This is a genomic window from Pseudomonas sp. YH-1, assembly GCF_051990045.1.
GTDB classification, from domain to species: Bacteria; Pseudomonadota; Gammaproteobacteria; order Pseudomonadales; family Pseudomonadaceae; genus Pseudomonas; species Pseudomonas nicosulfuronedens.
The window spans coordinates 2,163,532-2,179,149 of sequence record NZ_CP178184.1 but is presented as its reverse complement, the minus strand read 5'-3'; the positions used below and the strand labels follow the sequence as shown (position 1 = coordinate 2,179,149).

Below are 15,618 nucleotides of genomic sequence, written 5' to 3'. Positions count from 1 at the left end.
CATGGCGGAAAAAGCATTGAAGAGCAGCGTCTTCGCCTGGGAAGGCACTGATCGCAAAGGCGGGAAGGTCAAGGGGGAGCTTTCCGGGGTCAATACGGCGCTGGTCAAGGCTCAATTGCGCAAGCAAGGCATCAACCCCACCAAGGTGCGCAAGAAGGGTATCTCCCTGCTGAGTCAGGGCAAGCGCATCAAGCCAATGGACATCGCACTGTTTACTCGTCAGATGGCAACAATGATGGGATCGGGCGTACCACTGCTGCAGTCCTTCGACATCATCGGCGAGGGTTTCGACAACCCCAACATGCGTAAGCTGATCGATGAGGTGAAGCAGGAAGTTGCGGCCGGTAACAGCCTGGCCAATGCCCTGCGCAAAAAGCCCCAGTACTTCGACGACCTCTATTGCAACCTAGTGGATGCAGGCGAGCAGTCAGGCGCCCTCGAAACGCTGCTCGATCGCGTGGCAACTTACAAAGAGAAGACCGAGTCGCTTAAGGCCAAGATTAAGAAAGCCATGACCTATCCGATCGCGGTGGTCATCGTAGCACTGATCGTTTCCGCCATTCTGCTGATCAAGGTGGTGCCCCAGTTCCAGTCGGTATTCGAGAACTTTGGCGCTGAATTGCCGGCGTTCACTCAGATGGTCATCAACCTCTCCGAGGTGATGCAGGCCTGGTGGTTCATCATTCTGATCGCCATGTTCGCAATCGGCTACGCATTGAAGACCGCGCATAACCGCTCGGAAAGATTCCGTGACATGGTGGATCGTGGCGTCCTGCGCGTCCCAATCGTCGGCGACATCATTTACAAGTCCGCCGTAGCCCGTTACGCCCGCACGCTGTCCACTACCTTTGCCGCCGGCGTGCCATTGGTAGAGGCTTTGGACTCGGTATCCGGCGCCACGGGTAACGTAGTTTTCCGCAATGCAGTCGCCAAGATCAAGCAGGACGTATCTTCAGGCACACAGCTGAACTTCTCCATGAAGACCACCGGAATCTTCCCCAGCATGGCCGTGCAAATGGCTGCCATCGGTGAGGAATCCGGCTCCCTGGACAACATGCTGGACAAGGTCGCCAACTACTATGAAGAAGAAGTAGACAACGCCGTCGATAACCTAACCACACTGATGGAGCCGATGATCATGGCCGTTTTGGGCGTTCTGGTCGGCGGCCTGATCATCGCCATGTACCTGCCGATCTTCCAACTGGGCTCTGTCGTCTAACCCATGCCTGTTCTCGACTTCCTGGCCAGCACCCCGCTGGCCTTTGTTTTATGTGCCACCCTCCTCGGCCTGCTGCTCGGCAGCTTCCTCAACGTGGTGATCCATCGTCTGCCGCGGATGATGGAGCTCGACTGGCAACAACAGGCGCGGGAAACCCTGGGTATGCCAGAGGGCGAGAAGCGCCCGACCTATAACCTGGTCCTGCCCAACTCCCAGTGCCCGCACTGTGCCCACGAGATCAAACCGTGGGAGAACATCCCGGTGGTCAGTTGGCTGGCGCTGGGCGGCAAGTGTTCGTCGTGCAAGGCGCCGATCAGCAAGCGCTACCCACTGATCGAGCTGGCCTGTGGTGCGCTGTCGGCCTTCATCGCCTGGCACTACGGCTTCGGCTGGCAGGCCGGCGCGATGCTGCTGCTGACCTGGGGCCTGCTGGCGATGAGCATGATCGACGTCGATCACCAGTTGCTGCCGGACGCCCTGGTGCTGCCGCTGCTCTGGCTGGGGCTGATCGTCAATCACTTCGGACTCTTTACCAACCTGGGCGACGCGCTCTGGGGTGCGGTGTTCGGCTACCTGAGCCTGTGGTCGGTGTACTGGCTGTTCAAGCTGATCACCGGCAAGGAAGGCATGGGCTACGGCGACTTCAAGCTGTTGGCCATGCTCGGCGCCTGGGGTGGCTGGCAGGTGCTGCCGCTGACCATCCTGTTCTCGTCACTGGTGGGTGCCGTGCTGGGCGTGATCATGCTGCGCCTGCGCAATGCCGAAACCAGTACGCCCATCCCCTTCGGCCCCTATCTGGCCATCGCCGGCTGGATTGCGTTGCTCTGGGGTGATCAAATAACCGCGACCTATCTGCAGTTCGCCGGTTTCCGCTAGCCTTCTCCGGCGCCGACTTCCCTCGGCGCCCGCGACGGCCACCGGGCCGGCAGAAAGGAGAACGATGAAACCCTGGATTCTGGGCCTCACCGGCGGCATCGGCAGCGGCAAGAGCGCCGCCGCCGAGCATTTCGCCTCGCTGGGCATCCACATGGTCGACGCCGACCACGCTGCGCGCTGGGTAGTGGAGCCCGGCCGCCCTGCCCTGGCGAGGATCGTCGAGCGCTTCGGCGACGCCCTGCTGCTGCCGGACGGCCAGCTCAACCGTGCAGCCCTGCGCGAGCGCATCTTCAAGGCCGAGGACGAGCGCCGCTGGCTTGAGCAACTGCTGCACCCGCTGATCGGCCAGGAGATCGCCAGCAACCTGGCGCAGGCGCAGTCGCCCTACGCCATCCTGGTCTCGCCACTGCTGGTGGAGTCCGGGCAGCACCGCATGACCCAGCGCGTGCTGGTGGTCGACACCCCCGAACACCTGCAACTGGAACGCACCATGCGCCGCGACCAGGTGTCCGAAGAACAGGTCCGCTCGATTCTCAAGGCCCAGGCCTTGCGCGACGACCGACTCAAGCACGCGGACGACGTGCTGCTCAACGATGGCGACCTCGGTCACCTGCACCAGCAGGTCGAGCGTCTGCATCAGTTCTATCTAGGCCTGCGTGGAGGACAACCATGAGCCAACCCCTGACCGTGGAATGCCCTACCTGTGGCGCTCCTGTTGAATGGAGCGCCAAGAACGAATACCGCCCCTTCTGCTCGCACCGCTGCAAGCTGATCGACCTCGGCGCCTGGGCAGCGGAAGAGCACGCCATTCCCGGCGACAACCTGGAAGACGAACTGTTCTCCGGCGACCTCGAGAAGCCACGAGGACATTGACCCGTCCAGAAAAAGGCCCGCAGAAGCGGGCCTTTTTCATTCAGGGACGCATGAAAGCGTAGTCCCGCTCTTCGTCCAGGTTATCGGCGAGGAAGTGCAGCTCGTGGCCCAGGTCTTCCTGCGTACGGACCTGCGCATTGGCCTGCACCACGGCGCTGAGCAGCGCGCGCACGGCCAGTTGCGGGTCCTGGCCGGCCGCTTCGGCTTCGATCAGCAGCTCGTGGAGGCGCTGCTCGGCCCAGCTGTGAATGCTCATCGGCAATCTCCTTGCGAATGGGGGCCAAGCTTCCCTGATCCCGGGAGGTTTCCGAACTGACCTGGATCAAATCGCCTGGGCCATGAGCCTCGCAGATGGCTGAACATCAGTGCGGCTCATCGTCATCCTTCCACGGCGCCTGCAAGTAGCGCGTGCGATTGAAGGTCTCCAGCCAGTCAGGGTAGAAGACCACCAGTCCGGTCACGATGGTGCCGTTGATGAAGGCCTCGGGGAACATGATTAGCCAGAGGTAGCCGATGAAATCCTCGATCCACGGTGGCATCGGGAACAGTCCATCCATCCACAACAGGCCAAGGCCCAATAGCAGGCTGCACACCGCCGCCAGCGCCGCCGGGAAGAAGCCTGAGCAGAAGATGTAGACGAACAGGTTTCGCGGCTGCCGGCGCTCGACGAGGATCGCCGCGACCTCGGTGATCAGCACCGGAATCAGCACCAGCAGGATGCCGTTCACGCCGATGGCCGCCCAGTCCTGGCGGTCGATCAGGCACAGCCCGAGCTGTGCGACGAGCCCGACGATGATAGCCAGCGGCCAATCCAGCAGCAGGGTCACGGCCGTCATGCCGATGAAGTGGAAAGATACCCCGGAAGCGAAGTCGCGCCGTACCAGCCAGAGCAGGAACAACCCGAGCATGGTGCCGAACACCAGGTGCTGGCGGCGGAAGTCGCTGACCAGCTCCACCCAGGGCGCGCGCCAGATGGCCCAGACGACGATGGGCAAATAGATCGCCCAGCCGATCTCCAGGGTTTCCGCTGACAACAGCTGTGCGGCGATCACGGCTCGCCCTGCTCCAGCGCCTGACGCAAGGCTTCAGCCGAGTCGAACTGGCGAGTCGCGACGACCTTGCCTTGTTCGAGTTGCAGCCAGGTCACCGCATCCGCCTGGGCCGGGAAGCGGTTGGCCACGCGGGGCTCGCGGTCGAGCAGTACGCGGTAGGAGTAGTCGCGCATGGCGGGGACGGCGAACAGCTTCGAGATGGGCGCAGGCATGCGGCTGATATCGGCAACGAAGGCTGTGCTACGCGATTCGAGGTATCCCTTAGGGCGATCCGCCAGCGCGGCTTTTACCAGCTTCGAGCCGGCCATATCGTGGGCAACCAGCAGCACCTTCAGATCGGCTGTGGCGGTGTAGGGTTTGTCGTACTGATCCAGCAGCGTCCAACCGGTGGCAGGCGATTCCTGCGCCATTGCCACGCTCGCCAGCACCATCAACAGCATCCCACCCAGCACTCGTCTCACGCTTCCCCCCTTGCCCGGAACCGCCAATGATTGGCAACAGTCTACACCGCCATCGGCGCCCGCCTGCGGTTGCCAGCAACTATGCTTGAGACATGAACGAGTCCGACTATCTGCGCCTGCTGACGCGCCAGGCGGAACAAGCCAACGACTTCCTCTCCAACGCCCGCAAGTGGGAACGGGAGTGCTGGGCCTGCCAGCGCCTGCTGCAGGCGCTGAAGGTGCCGTATCGCCAGGAGGACTTCATCGCGCCCTCGCAGCAGCCACCGGATGTGCTGTTCCGCGACGCTGCCTTCGAGGTGTTCTTCGTGCTCGACCAGGGCCGTCGGCTCAACGAGGAATGGAAGGAAGAATTGCTGCGCCGGCGCATGGCCCAGAGCATCAACCAGCTGATCCGCCGTGAGCAGCGGCCCCGGCGGATTCCCTGCGCGGAACTGCAGGCGCGCCTGGCACCGACGCTGCGCAAGAAGGCGCACAACTATACCGAGCGCGGCATCGACCCACGCGAACTGGACCTGCTCGCCTTTGTCAGCCTCAAGCGCGAGACACCCGATTTCAACACGCCCTTTCCGCCGCCGACCGAGTACCTGCGCCAGGGTTGGCGCTCGCTATCGGTGGTGGGCCCGACTTTCGCCCGCGTGCTCTTCGCCCACAGCGACGCGCCGGATTTCCTGCGCGGCAGCCTGGGCCGCAGCATCCTTTTCGACATGGGCGTCGGCCTGTAAATAGGCAACGACGCAAAGCTGCATTGATCGGCGGTGCATTGAGAGGCCGCCCAAGCCCTACTAGAATGCTCGACATTATAAACGGAGGCCGCCCATGCCCAGTCGCCTGAGCCCCGAAGACCAGCAGAAGGTCGATCAGTACCTCAGCTCCCCCGTCCACCAGGTCCAGCGTGCTCCGTTCAAGCCCTGGCTGATGATGGCCGGATTGCTTGCGGTGGTCGTCGCCCTGGGTTTGCTGAGCCGCCTCCTGGCCTACCTTGCGTGAGCGCCGTGCCGCCACGGGCCGATACAGGATTCCTTAAGCTATGAGAATGCACCATGTCCCATCGTATCGTGATCGTCGGCGGCGGCGCCGGCGGGCTGGAGCTCGCGACCCGTCTCGGCCGCACCCTGGGTAAAAAGGGCAAGGCGCGCATTACGCTCGTCGACGCCAATCTCACCCACATCTGGAAACCCCTGCTGCACGAAGTCGCCGCCGGCTCGCTCAACTCCTCCGAGGATGAGCTGAACTACGTCGCCCAGGCGAAATGGAACCACTTCGAATTCCAGCTCGGCCGCCTCGACGGCCTGGACCGCGCGAGCAAGCGCATCCAGCTCGCCGCCACGCTCGATGAGCAAGGCGAAGAGCTGGTGCCGGCGCGCAGTCTGGAATACGACACGCTGGTCCTTTCCATCGGCAGCACCACCAACGACTTCGGTACCGCCGGGGCCGCAGACCACTGCATCTTCCTGGACACCCGCGAGCAGGCCGAGCGCTTCCACAAGCTGCTGCTGACCCATTACCTGCGCGCCCATGCCGGACAGGACAAGGACGACCAGATCAGCGTCGCCATCGTCGGTGCCGGCGCCACGGGCGTAGAGCTGTCCGCTGAGCTGCACCATGCCGCGCAGGAGCTGGCTGCCTACGGCCTGACTGGCATCCAGCCACAGAACATGCGCATCACCCTGATCGAGGCTGGCCCGCGTGTGCTGCCGGCGCTGCCCGAGCGCATCAGCCAGCCAGTCCACCAGACGCTGGAGAAACTCGGCGTACGTGTGGCTACTGGTTCGGCTGTACAGGAAGTGACGGCCGAGGGTCTGCGCACTTCGGCCGGCGAGTTCATCCCCGCAAGCCTGAAGGTCTGGGCGGCGGGCATCCGCGCGCCGAGCCTGCTCAAGGAGATCGACGGGCTGGAGACCAACCGCATCAACCAGTTGGTGGTCCGCTCGACCCTGCAAACGACCCGCGACGACAACATCTTCGCCTTCGGTGACTGCGCCGCCTGCCCTATGGGTGATGGCAGCGAACGCACCGTGCCGCCGCGCGCCCAGGCCGCGCACCAGCAGGCTTCGCTGCTGGCCAAGGCACTGGTCGCGAAGCTGGATGGCAAGCCGCTTCCGGAGTACCGCTACACCGACTACGGCTCGCTGATCTCGCTGTCGCGCTTCAGTGCCGTCGGAAATCTGATGGGCAACCTGATGGGCAGCGTGAAGCTGGAAGGCTGGCTCGCGCGGATGTTCTACGTGTCGCTGTACCGCATGCACCAGGTGGCGCTTTACGGGCCGTTCCGCACCGCGCTGCTGATGATCGCGGATCGCATCGGACGCAGCACCGAGCCGCGCTTGAAGCTGCACTGATCGGGTAGCGATCGCGGGCGCAGTCCGCTCCTGCACGACCCGAAGCACCCTACAGGAGCGAGCTTGCTCGCGAACCGCCCCAGCTCTGGATCTGCCGGCAAAGAGCGTTCGCGAGCAAGCTCGCTCCTACATAAGCCACATCGCCAGGAAATACCAGGCACAAAAAAGCCGCCCCGAGGGGCGGCTTTTTCGTTGCAGCAGAGCAGCCTTACAGCGCCGCCAACATCGACTGGGCCGGAATGGTCTGGAAGTCGATGGACATCATCAGGCTCAGCACGCTGATCGCGATGATGGAGAAGGCGAACAACTGGCGGGCCCAGCGGCGGTCGTCTTCGGCACTGAAGCCTTTCACCGCGATGAACAGCCACCAGGCACTGACGGCCAGCGCCACCACCAGGTAACCGTAGCCGGCAAAGCCGGTCACGGTCAGCAGCAGGGTCGCCAGGCCGAAGGCCACGACGTAGTAGAGGATCTGCTTCTTGGTCGCTTCGATGCCCCGCTCCACCGGCAGCACGGGAATCCCGGCGGCGCGGTAGTCGTTGAGGCGGAAGATCGCGATGGCGTAGCTGTGCGGCATCTGCCAGAGGCAGAAGATCAGCAGCAGCACCGCCGCGCCCATGTCGAAGTGACCGCTCGCGGCACAGTAACCCACCACCGGCGGCATGGCTCCGGAGAGACTGCCGACCAGTGTGCCGTAGACCGAACTGCGCTTGAGCCAGAGGCTGTAGAGCACGACGTAGACGAAGAAGCCGAACGCAGCGAGCAGAGTGGCCTGCACGTTGGTCTTCCACGCCAGTAGGCCGAAGCCCGCCGCGCCGAGGACCACGCCGTGGGCCAGGGCGGCCTTCAGCGAGATCTGCCCGGTTACGGTGACACGACTGCGGGTACGCTCCATGAAGCGATCGATGTCGCGGTCGATGCAGTTGTTGAACACACAACCGCTGGCAACGACCAGGGACAGGCCGATCACGGTGGCCAGCAGCAGCATCGGGTCAACGCTGCCGCGAGCGGCGAGGAAGTATCCCCCCGCCACCGCGATCAGGTTTCCGAAGATGATGCCCGGCTTGGCAACCAGGAGATAACGCTTGAGTTTCACGGCATCGGCCCTCAGGGCATTGGCATCATCAGGGTGTCTGCGGTGTAGATGATCCACAGCGACAGACCGACCACCAGCAGAATGATGATGGCGGTGAAGATGAATGCCATGACGTTCCAGCGGCCTTCGGAGCTGAAGTTCATGTGCAGGAAGCAGATCAGGTGCACGACGACCTGAACCAGGCCCAGGATCACCATGGTCAGCAGGGTGGCGTGACGCGAGAAGCCGCCGTCGATGACCATGTAGAACGGGATCGCGGTCAGGATCACCGAGAGCACGAAGCCGATGGCGTATGAGCCCAGGCTGCCGTGGCCGGCACCGTGGGAATCGTGGCCGTGGGCGCCGTGGGAGTCGTGATGATGTGCAGCAGCGGACATTACAGAGCCCCCATCAGGTAGACGACGGTGAAGACGCAGATCCAGACGATGTCCAGGAAGTGCCAGAACAGGCTCAGGCACATCATGCGGGTGTTGTTCTGCGCGGTCAGGCCACGAGTGCCGATCTGCGCCATCAGCACCAGCATCCACAGCAGGCCTGCGGATACGTGCAGGCCGTGCATGCCGACCAGGGTGAAGAAGGACGACAGGAAGGCGCTGCGGCTCGGGCCGAAGCCTTCGACGATCAGGTGATGGAACTCGTTGAGTTCCATGCCGATGAACGCCGCGCCACAGAGGAAGGTCACGCCGAGCCAGGCGATGGCCTTGCCCTTGGCACCCTTGTGCGCGGCCAGCATGGCCAGGCCGTAGGTGCAGGAGGAGATCAGCAGGATCGCGGTTTCGACGGCCACGTAGGGCAGTTCGAAGATGTCCTTGCCGCTCGGGCCGCCGGCCGTGTGGTTGACCAGCACGGCGTAGGTGGCGAAGACGCTCGCGAACAGGATGCAGTCGGTCATCAGGTACAGCCAGAAGCCGAATACCGTCATACCGCCGCTGTCGTGAGCATGGTCATGGTCGTGCGCCGCTTCGTGCGTATCGACCAGGTGTTGATCAAGTACTGCCGTCGACATGGTTTATACCTGCTGTGCGGAGGCGAGTTGCTGGAAGTTGGCGTTCTCGATGCGCTCGATCTCATCCGGCTGGACGTAGTAGTCCACGTCGGTGATGTAGCTGCGCACGATGACCGAGGCGATCATGCCGACGAAGCCAACACCCACCAGCCACCAGATGTGCCAGATGGCAGCGAAGCCGAAGAGGAAGGCGAACACGGCGATGGAGAAGCCAGCGGCGGTGTTCTTCGGCATGTGGATCGGCGCGTAGGCCGGCAGCTTGCGGTATGCGGTACCGGTCTGCTTCATGTCGTGGAACGCGTCGATGTCGTTGACCTTCGGCAGTTCGGCGAAGTTGTAGTACGGCGGCGGCGAGGAAGTGGACCATTCCAGGGTACGGCCACCCCACGGGTCGCCAGTCAGGTCGGCCAGTTGCTTGCGGTTCTTGATCGAGACCAGCAGCTGGATCAGCTGGCAGGCGATACCGAAGAAGATCAGCACGGCGCCGAAGAAGGCCACCACCAGGTACGGCTTCCACATCGGGTTGTCGTAGTGGTTCAGGCGACGGGTCATGCCCATGAAGCCGAGGATGTACAGCGGCATGAAGGCCATGTAGAAGCCGACCAGCCAGCACCAGAAGGAGCGCTTGCCCCACTTCTCGTCCAGCTTGAAGCCGAAGGCTTTCGGGAACCAGAAGACGAAGCCGGCCAGGTAACCGAACACCGCACCACCGATGATGGTGTTGTGGAAGTGGGCGATCAGGAACAGGCTGTTGTGCAGCAGGTAGTCAGCGCCCGGGATGGCCAGCAGAACGCCGGTCATGCCACCGATGGTGAAGGTGACGATGAAGCCCAGGGTCCACAGGATCGGGGTGTCGAAGCGCAGGCGGCCACGGTAGATGGTGAACAGCCAGTTGAACAGCTTCACCCCGGTCGGGATGGAGATCAGCATGGTCGCCACGCCGAAGAAGCCGTTGACGTCGCCGCCCGAACCCATGGTGAAGAAGTGGTGCAGCCACACGGTGAAGCCGAGGAAGGTGATCGCAGCGCTCGCCCACACCATCGAGGTGTAGCCGAACATGCGCTTGCCAGCGAAGGTCGCGGTGACTTCGGAGAAGATACCGAAAGCCGGCAGGATCAGGATGTACACCTCAGGATGGCCCCAGGCCCAGAAGAGGTTGATGTACATCATGGCGTTGCCGCCCAGCTCGTTGGTGAAGAAGTGCATGTCGAAGTAACGGTCCAGCGACAGCAGGCCCAGGGCCGCGGTCAGGATCGGGAACGACGCAACGATCAGGATGTTGGCGAAGGTGCAGGTCCAGGTGAAGATCGGCATCTGCATCAGCTTCATGCCGGGGGTACGCATCTTGAACACGGTCACCAGGAAGTTGATACCCGTGAGCAAGGTACCCATACCCGATATCTGTAGTGCCCAGATGTAGTAGTCCACACCCACGCCCGGGCTGTAGGCCAGCTCGGACAGCGGCGGGTAGGCGACCCAGCCGGTACGGGCGAATTCACCCAGGCCTAGGGATACGTTCACCAGCATGGCGCTGACGACCAGCAGCCAGAAGCTCAGGGAGTTCAGGAAGGGGAACGCCACGTCACGTGCGCCGATCTGCAGCGGCACGGCCAGGTTCATCAGACCGGTCATGAAGGGCATGGCCATGAAGATGATCATGATCACGCCGTGAGCGGTGAAGATCTGGTCGTAGTGTTCCGGCGGCAGGTAGCCGTGGTTGGCGCCTTCAGCCAGCGCGAGCTGGCCGCGCATCATGATGGCGTCGGCAAAGCCGCGCAGCAGCATGACCAGGGCGACGATGATGTACATCACGCCGATTTTCTTGTGGTCGATGGACGTCAGCCATTCGGTCCACAGGTAGGTCCACTTGCGGTAGTAGGTGATCGCGCCGAACACACCGAGGCCCAACAGGGCGACGATGGCCAACGTGATGACGATGATCGGCTCGTGATACGGCACGGCCGACAGTGTCAGTTTCCCGAACATCTGCGGTTACTCCTGGCTCGGATTCATTTGCATGCCAGGCATGCCTTGCATGTTGCTCATGTCGTGGCCCGCCATGGCGGCCTCGTCATGCGCTGCTTCGCCGTGCTCGCCCTTCTCGGCCTGCTCTTTGGCTTCGTGGGCCTTGGCCATCGCGTGGCCGGCGTGTTCCCACTTGTTCAGCACGTGGGAGAACAGCTCGGGGCTGACGGTGGAGAAGTAGGTGGCCGGGACGTTCTCGGTCGGTTTCACCAGCTCCGGGTACTGGTCCAGGTTCAGGGTCTGCTGCGAGGCCTTGACCTTCGCGACCCAATCCTGGAAGCCCTGCTCGGAGGTGGAGATGGCCTTGAACTTCATGCCCGAGAAGCCGCCGCCGCTGTAGTTCGCGGAGATGCCGTCGAACACGCCTTCTTCGTTGGCGATCAGGTGCAGCTTGGTCATCATTCCGGCCATGGAGTAGATCTGGCTACCCAGCTGCGGGATGAAGAACGAGTTCATCACCGAATCCGAGGTGATCTGGAAGTTCACCGGGGTGTCTTTCGGGAAAGCGATTTCGTTGACGGTGGCGATACCCTGTTCCGGGTAGATGAACAGCCACTTCCAGTCCAGCGAGATGGCCTGGATGGTCACCGGCTTGACCTCGGAGTCCAGCGGACGGTACGGGTCCAGCTTGTGGGTGCTTTCCCAGGTGATCCAGCCGAGCACGGCGATGATCACGCAGGGCACCAGCCAAACCACCAGCTCGATCTTGGTCGAGTGGGACCAGTCCGGCATGTAGGTGGCCTTGGTGTTCGAAGCCCGGTATTTCCAGGCGAACGCGAAGGTCATCAGGATGACCGGCACCACCACGATCAGCATCAGCAGGGTTGCCGTGATGATCAGGGACTTCTCGTCAGCGCCGACCTGCCCTTTCGGGTCGAACAGCGCCATGTTGCAACCGCCGAGCATCAGCATCGGCAGAAACGCAAGTCTCTTCAAAATTCCTGTGTACTGCTCTTTTTTCATCTTGCGGCCTTAGTGGATGAAAATCGCTTCACCGCCCATGAGCCTTCGCCACGCATTGCTCGACGACTCGTTACCCGCGACTTTTCCAAGCCGCCTGCCAGGGCTGTCATGGATTCACGAACGCGGCCGCAAGGATTCCAGGCAAAGGGAGGTCGCCCGGTCTTCGCGATGCGAAACCGATTTCGTCAGCTGATTCGTTCCGTGTTATTCAGCGTGTGGTGTCTGGACTGGCGGCTCGTTGAAGCGCGCGCGTCGCACACCGGATGCACGAGCGGATTGCCCGACTCGTCGTATGACAGGAGCCCACCGATGGCAGCCCCCTGTTGTTATGCCGCTGCACCGAAGGGTGAGCACTGGCCTTGATCTACGTCAGTGCGACTCAGCGATTTGGGGGTAGGAAATGGACGGCGGGTATTACAAAGCATTTCAGAAACCCCTTTCAAGGCCCCGGCCTTTCATTTTTAACAAGATATTTTCTCACCCCATGAAACAGTCCCGACTCGAATCGTTCAGAAAACACCCAATTAACACATGAGAGAAAGGGGCTTTCCCTCCCTGCCAAGTCTCGGCTCCGGCCTCCACGAAAATACGTCGGCCCCATGAACCACGGGCGTTTCAGCCCTTCAAGAAAGACCTTCCGCGAGCCGCTAAAGCATCTGGCAAAGACCTTGCCATGACGGCGATCAAGAACCTTTTCAAAAGCTCGAAAATGGCTCCGCGCATCCTGCGACACATCGACGCATCAGGCTTTTTGCAAGGGCTAATATGCGACCAATTGTGACGATCGTTCCGAGTGCAAAGCACGAAACGATCGTCACAAAGGAGTGCGGATGAATGTTCTACGACAGGATCTGGAAGAGGCGATTGTTGCGGAAAAAGAAAAAGCCCGCAGTCTCTATGAGACTGCGGGCTTTTCTTGGCTCTTGCGAGCCTGATATGGTGGGTCGTGTAGGATTCGAACCTACGACCAATTGGTTAAAAGCCAACTGCTCTACCGACTGAGCTAACGACCCTGAATTTGGTCGGGGTAGGGGGATTCGAACTCCCGACATCTTGCTCCCAAAGCAAGCGCGCTACCGGACTGCGCTATACCCCGTTTGAAAGTTGGCTCCGCGACCTGGACTCGAACCAGGGACCCAATGATTAACAGTCATTTGCTCTACCGACTGAGCTATCGCGGAACGACGAACCTTTCAATCTCTTCCACTTCGCTTCCGGCTTCACCGGAATCCCGTATCAGAGGCGCGCCATTTTACGTATATCGAAACGTCTGTCAACACTCTGATCCAAAAAGTTTTTCTGTGCTTTGCAGGGGGCCAGGCTGATTGCTATATCTGCATGGAAAAACTCGAGTGATCCACCGCGGGTGTAAACGGAACGATCACGCACAGGATGGCCATGAGCAACAAGGACACCCCACCGCCCTCCCCCATCGCCAGCCGGGTGATCCAGCCCCGCTTCGGCGAGTTGGTGCAGGCTTGCCGCCAGTTGGCGATGAATCACCTTGCCGAGCTCCTGGGCAATGTCTTCGCCCAGGTGGACGACGCGCTCTTCGAATGCGCCGAGAAAGCCGAGAACAACCAGGTCCAGGCCCTGTTCTTCGACGCCATGCGCGAAGTCCGCCGCGAGCGGCCGAACCTCGAGCGCTTCTACCACCAGCGCATCGCCCAGGGCCTGAGCGACTTCCTCGAAGGCAAACTGCCTCTCACGGAGCCGCTTGAAGAGCTGGACATGGACCAGCTGACCCTGGTCGGCAACGACGAATATGAAGAAACGCTGCTGGTGACCAACATGGTCAACCAGGTGCGCGCGCACTGTGCACAGCAGCTGTTCGCGCTGGATCAGCGCCTGGCACTGCTCAACAACGGCAGCAAGCTGGGCGAGGACCGTAATCCCTTCGGCCCGCAGGCCATTGCCCAGGCGTTCCGCGACACCCTGGCGCGCAGTGTCTTCCCGCTGCGGATCAAGACCATCCTTTATGTGCTGTTCGACCAACAGGTCATGCAGCATCTGCAACCTATATATGAACAGCTGAACAAGCGCCTGGCCGACGGCGGGGTCCTGCCCAACCTGAAATACCGCCCGCAAGGCCAGCGCCCGGCGTCCTCCCACACACCACGCCCGGCGAAGATTGCGGAGAAAAGCACCACGATGCCGGACGACGGGGCACCAGTGCTGCCGCCCTACAGCGCCAGTGACCTGCCGGACATGCCACCCGGCGACCGCAATGCCCTGTTCGGGGGCCTCGCCGTGCTGCTCGCCGAACGCCGTCGGCGCGGCGACAAGGCCACGTTGTTCGGCAACACCCAGAGTATCGTCAGCTTCGGCCCCACCACCGCCACGACGACCTATAGCGCCAATGAGCTGCTGGAAGCATTGAACCGCCTGCAGCGCGAATCGGCCCACGAGCTGGCCCAGCGCCTGCGCCAGCCGCAACCGGTCGATGCCTTGAAAGCCGATCTGCAGCGCCACCTGGAAGCCGGCAGCGCGCAACCGAAGAACACCCGGCTGACCGACCAGGAGGCCGACGTCATCGACCTGGTGGGCATGGTCTTCGACTTCATCCTTGACGACGAAAACCTGCCGGACAGCTGCAAGACCACCCTCTCCCACCTGCATACGCCCTTCCTCAAGGTCGCCCTGCTGGACAAGCAGCTGTTCACCCAGCATCACCATCCGGCACGCAAGCTGCTCAACGCCATGGCCCAGGCCGGCGTGCTGTATGGCGGCGAGGGCGAGGAGCGCGCTTTGCTGGCGAAGATGCACTGGGTGGTCGAGCGAGTAATCCAGGACTTCGTCGGCGATCTGTCGCTGTTCGACAGTCTGCTGGGCGATTTCAACGAATACGTCAGCAACCTGCGGCAGAAGGTCGAGCTGCGCGAACGCCGCGCCATGGAGGCCGCCCGTGGCCGCGACCGCCTGCTGGCCGCCCGTGAGCACGCGCTGGACGCCATCGCCAAGGTGACACAGGATCGCGACTTGCCGGAGCTGGTACGCAACTTCCTGGAAATGAGCTGGTGCGACGCTCTTACCTTCATCGTGTTACGCAGCGGTGAGCACAGCGACGAATGGAAACGCGCCTGCGAAGTGGGTGAACAACTCGCCTGGAGCGTGACGCCGCTGGATGCCGCCGGTCGCGATCATCTGCAGGCCATCCGCCTGGCCCTCCTGGAAGAGCTGCGCAAGGGTCTGGAAGTGCTGGGCGGTTACCACGAAGACGGCATCCGCCGGCTGTTGCAGGATCTGGTTGCCTGCCAGCACGCGATCCAGGCACAGCAACCGCAGATAGCCGCGCAACTCAAGCAGGAGCTGCCGGAGAGTCCGCTGGGCGCCATGCTTGGCGCCGAGGGCCATACCCTGGTCAAGCCCAACGGCGAGGCGCTCTCCGAGCGCGTGCGGGTATTGATGAAGGAGCTGAGCCACCTGGAGTTCGGTACCTGGTTTGAATTCAGCGACACCACGCCGGCGCGTCGGCTCAAGCTTTCGTGGTTCAGCCCGACCACCCGCAACTACATGTTCGTCGACCACACCGGGCAACGGGTGGCGGTCAAACCGATAGTGCAGTTGGCCCAGGAGATGGAAGCGGGCAGGGTCCGCCTGGTACCGACGGAACAGTCCGCCCCGTTGATGGATCGTGCGCTGAGCGCGATCTACCGTGTCCTGCAACGCTTTACTTCCGGGCGCAGCCCGGCCCAGACCTGAGGGAGC

At 62.2% G+C, this 15,618-nt stretch carries 16 protein-coding genes and 3 tRNA genes; 8 read left to right on the top strand and 11 right to left on the bottom strand.

The window, feature by feature from the left end:
* Position 1: 1 nt before the first annotated feature.
* The 4 genes from ACKI1H_RS10335 to yacG all read left to right on the top strand — a co-directional run bounded on the left by ACKI1H_RS10335 (position 2) and on the right by yacG (position 2,968).
* A complete protein-coding gene (locus tag ACKI1H_RS10335; protein ID WP_138526818.1) occupies positions 2-1,219 on the top strand; it encodes a type II secretion system F family protein in 1,218 nt (405 codons plus the stop codon).
* Between the two features lie 3 nt (positions 1,220-1,222).
* A complete protein-coding gene (locus ACKI1H_RS10330) occupies positions 1,223-2,095 on the top strand; it encodes a prepilin peptidase (protein WP_440468289.1) in 873 nt (290 codons plus the stop codon).
* Between the two features lie 64 nt (positions 2,096-2,159).
* Positions 2,160-2,768, top strand: coding sequence for a dephospho-CoA kinase (coaE, locus tag ACKI1H_RS10325; RefSeq protein WP_138526816.1), 609 nt, complete (start codon positions 2,160-2,162; stop codon positions 2,766-2,768).
* On the top strand, positions 2,765-2,968 hold the full coding sequence (gene yacG / locus ACKI1H_RS10320) for a DNA gyrase inhibitor YacG (protein ID WP_138526815.1): 204 nt from the start codon (positions 2,765-2,767) through the stop codon (positions 2,966-2,968). The genes coaE and yacG overlap by 4 nt, the downstream gene beginning before the upstream one ends.
* Positions 2,969-3,008: 40 nt before the next feature.
* On the opposite strand, the gene ACKI1H_RS10315 is transcribed toward yacG, so the two are convergent.
* From ACKI1H_RS10315 to ACKI1H_RS10305, 3 genes are all read right to left on the bottom strand, one after another.
* On the bottom strand, positions 3,009-3,224 hold the full coding sequence (locus ACKI1H_RS10315; protein WP_138526814.1) for a hypothetical protein: 216 nt from the start codon (positions 3,222-3,224) through the stop codon (positions 3,009-3,011).
* A gap of 106 nt (positions 3,225-3,330) precedes the next feature.
* Complete coding sequence (locus ACKI1H_RS10310) at positions 3,331-4,020, bottom strand: energy-coupling factor ABC transporter permease (RefSeq protein WP_138526813.1); 690 nt, start codon at positions 4,018-4,020, stop codon at positions 3,331-3,333.
* Positions 4,017-4,451, bottom strand: a complete 435-nt coding sequence (locus ACKI1H_RS10305; protein ID WP_138526821.1) for an FAD/FMN-containing dehydrogenase — start codon at positions 4,449-4,451, stop codon at positions 4,017-4,019. Before ACKI1H_RS10305 ends, ACKI1H_RS10310 begins: the two co-directional genes overlap by 4 nt.
* A gap of 122 nt (positions 4,452-4,573) precedes the next feature.
* On the opposite strand from ACKI1H_RS10305, the gene ACKI1H_RS10300 reads away from it, so the two are divergent.
* From ACKI1H_RS10300 to ACKI1H_RS10290, 3 genes are all read left to right on the top strand, one after another.
* Positions 4,574-5,203, top strand: coding sequence for a DUF1780 domain-containing protein (locus ACKI1H_RS10300; RefSeq protein ID WP_440468288.1), 630 nt, complete (start codon positions 4,574-4,576; stop codon positions 5,201-5,203).
* A 94-nt stretch (positions 5,204-5,297) separates the two neighbouring features.
* Positions 5,298-5,468, top strand: coding sequence for a DUF3094 family protein (locus tag ACKI1H_RS10295; RefSeq protein ID WP_138526811.1), 171 nt, complete (start codon positions 5,298-5,300; stop codon positions 5,466-5,468).
* Between the two features lie 53 nt (positions 5,469-5,521).
* Positions 5,522-6,820 carry an NAD(P)/FAD-dependent oxidoreductase gene (locus ACKI1H_RS10290; protein WP_440468287.1) on the top strand — a complete coding sequence of 433 codons (1,299 nt, stop codon included), beginning with the start codon at positions 5,522-5,524 and terminating at the stop codon, positions 6,818-6,820.
* 208 nt (positions 6,821-7,028) lie between these two features.
* Here ACKI1H_RS10290 and cyoE read toward each other — a convergent pair whose 3' ends face one another.
* The 8 genes from cyoE to ACKI1H_RS10250 all read right to left on the bottom strand — a co-directional run bounded on the left by cyoE (position 7,029) and on the right by ACKI1H_RS10250 (position 13,091).
* Positions 7,029-7,916 (bottom strand): heme o synthase, encoded by an 888-nt coding sequence (gene cyoE / locus ACKI1H_RS10285; RefSeq protein ID WP_440468286.1) that lies wholly within the window; start codon positions 7,914-7,916, stop codon positions 7,029-7,031.
* An 11-nt stretch (positions 7,917-7,927) separates the two neighbouring features.
* Entirely contained in the window at positions 7,928-8,293 is a 366-nt protein-coding gene (gene cyoD, locus ACKI1H_RS10280; RefSeq protein ID WP_024765643.1) for a cytochrome o ubiquinol oxidase subunit IV, read from the bottom strand.
* Positions 8,293-8,922 (bottom strand): cytochrome o ubiquinol oxidase subunit III, encoded by a 630-nt coding sequence (gene cyoC / locus ACKI1H_RS10275; protein WP_024765644.1) that lies wholly within the window; start codon positions 8,920-8,922, stop codon positions 8,293-8,295. The genes cyoD and cyoC overlap by 1 nt, the downstream gene beginning before the upstream one ends.
* Positions 8,923-8,925: 3 nt before the next feature.
* The gene (gene cyoB / locus ACKI1H_RS10270; RefSeq protein ID WP_138526809.1) at positions 8,926-10,908 is read right to left on the bottom strand and encodes a cytochrome o ubiquinol oxidase subunit I; all 1,983 of its coding nucleotides are present in this window, start codon (positions 10,906-10,908) and stop codon (positions 8,926-8,928) included.
* 6 nt (positions 10,909-10,914) lie between these two features.
* Positions 10,915-11,910, bottom strand: a complete 996-nt coding sequence (gene cyoA / locus ACKI1H_RS10265) for a ubiquinol oxidase subunit II (protein WP_138526808.1) — start codon at positions 11,908-11,910, stop codon at positions 10,915-10,917.
* A gap of 937 nt (positions 11,911-12,847) precedes the next feature.
* Positions 12,848-12,923 (bottom strand) — tRNA-Lys (locus ACKI1H_RS10260).
* A 6-nt stretch (positions 12,924-12,929) separates the two neighbouring features.
* Positions 12,930-13,006, bottom strand: a tRNA-Pro gene (locus ACKI1H_RS10255).
* 9 nt (positions 13,007-13,015) lie between these two features.
* Positions 13,016-13,091 (bottom strand) — tRNA-Asn (locus ACKI1H_RS10250).
* A 217-nt stretch (positions 13,092-13,308) separates the two neighbouring features.
* Here ACKI1H_RS10250 and ACKI1H_RS10245 point away from each other — a divergent pair.
* Positions 13,309-15,612 (top strand): DUF1631 domain-containing protein, encoded by a 2,304-nt coding sequence (locus ACKI1H_RS10245; protein ID WP_440468285.1) that lies wholly within the window; start codon positions 13,309-13,311, stop codon positions 15,610-15,612.
* Positions 15,613-15,618: the final 6 nt, after the last annotated feature.

Coding starts and splice junctions, on each gene's coding strand:
- ACKI1H_RS10335 (WP_138526818.1), top strand. CDS start 2: ATGGCGGAAAAAGCATTGAAGAGCAGCGTCTTCGCCTGGGAAGGCACT.
- ACKI1H_RS10330 (WP_440468289.1), top strand. CDS start 1,223: ATGCCTGTTCTCGACTTCCTGGCCAGCACCCCGCTGGCCTTTGTTTTA.
- coaE (WP_138526816.1), top strand. CDS start 2,160: ATGAAACCCTGGATTCTGGGCCTCACCGGCGGCATCGGCAGCGGCAAG.
- yacG (WP_138526815.1), top strand. CDS start 2,765: ATGAGCCAACCCCTGACCGTGGAATGCCCTACCTGTGGCGCTCCTGTT.
- ACKI1H_RS10315 (WP_138526814.1), bottom strand. CDS start 3,224: ATGAGCATTCACAGCTGGGCCGAGCAGCGCCTCCACGAGCTGCTGATC.
- ACKI1H_RS10305 (WP_138526821.1), bottom strand. CDS start 4,451: ATGGTGCTGGCGAGCGTGGCAATGGCGCAGGAATCGCCTGCCACCGGT.
- ACKI1H_RS10300 (WP_440468288.1), top strand. CDS start 4,574: ATGAACGAGTCCGACTATCTGCGCCTGCTGACGCGCCAGGCGGAACAA.
- ACKI1H_RS10295 (WP_138526811.1), top strand. CDS start 5,298: ATGCCCAGTCGCCTGAGCCCCGAAGACCAGCAGAAGGTCGATCAGTAC.
- ACKI1H_RS10290 (WP_440468287.1), top strand. CDS start 5,522: ATGTCCCATCGTATCGTGATCGTCGGCGGCGGCGCCGGCGGGCTGGAG.
- cyoD (WP_024765643.1), bottom strand. CDS start 8,293: ATGTCCGCTGCTGCACATCATCACGACTCCCACGGCGCCCACGGCCAC.
- cyoC (WP_024765644.1), bottom strand. CDS start 8,922: ATGTCGACGGCAGTACTTGATCAACACCTGGTCGATACGCACGAAGCG.
- cyoB (WP_138526809.1), bottom strand. CDS start 10,908: ATGTTCGGGAAACTGACACTGTCGGCCGTGCCGTATCACGAGCCGATC.
- cyoA (WP_138526808.1), bottom strand. CDS start 11,910: ATGAAAAAAGAGCAGTACACAGGAATTTTGAAGAGACTTGCGTTTCTG.
- ACKI1H_RS10245 (WP_440468285.1), top strand. CDS start 13,309: ATGAGCAACAAGGACACCCCACCGCCCTCCCCCATCGCCAGCCGGGTG.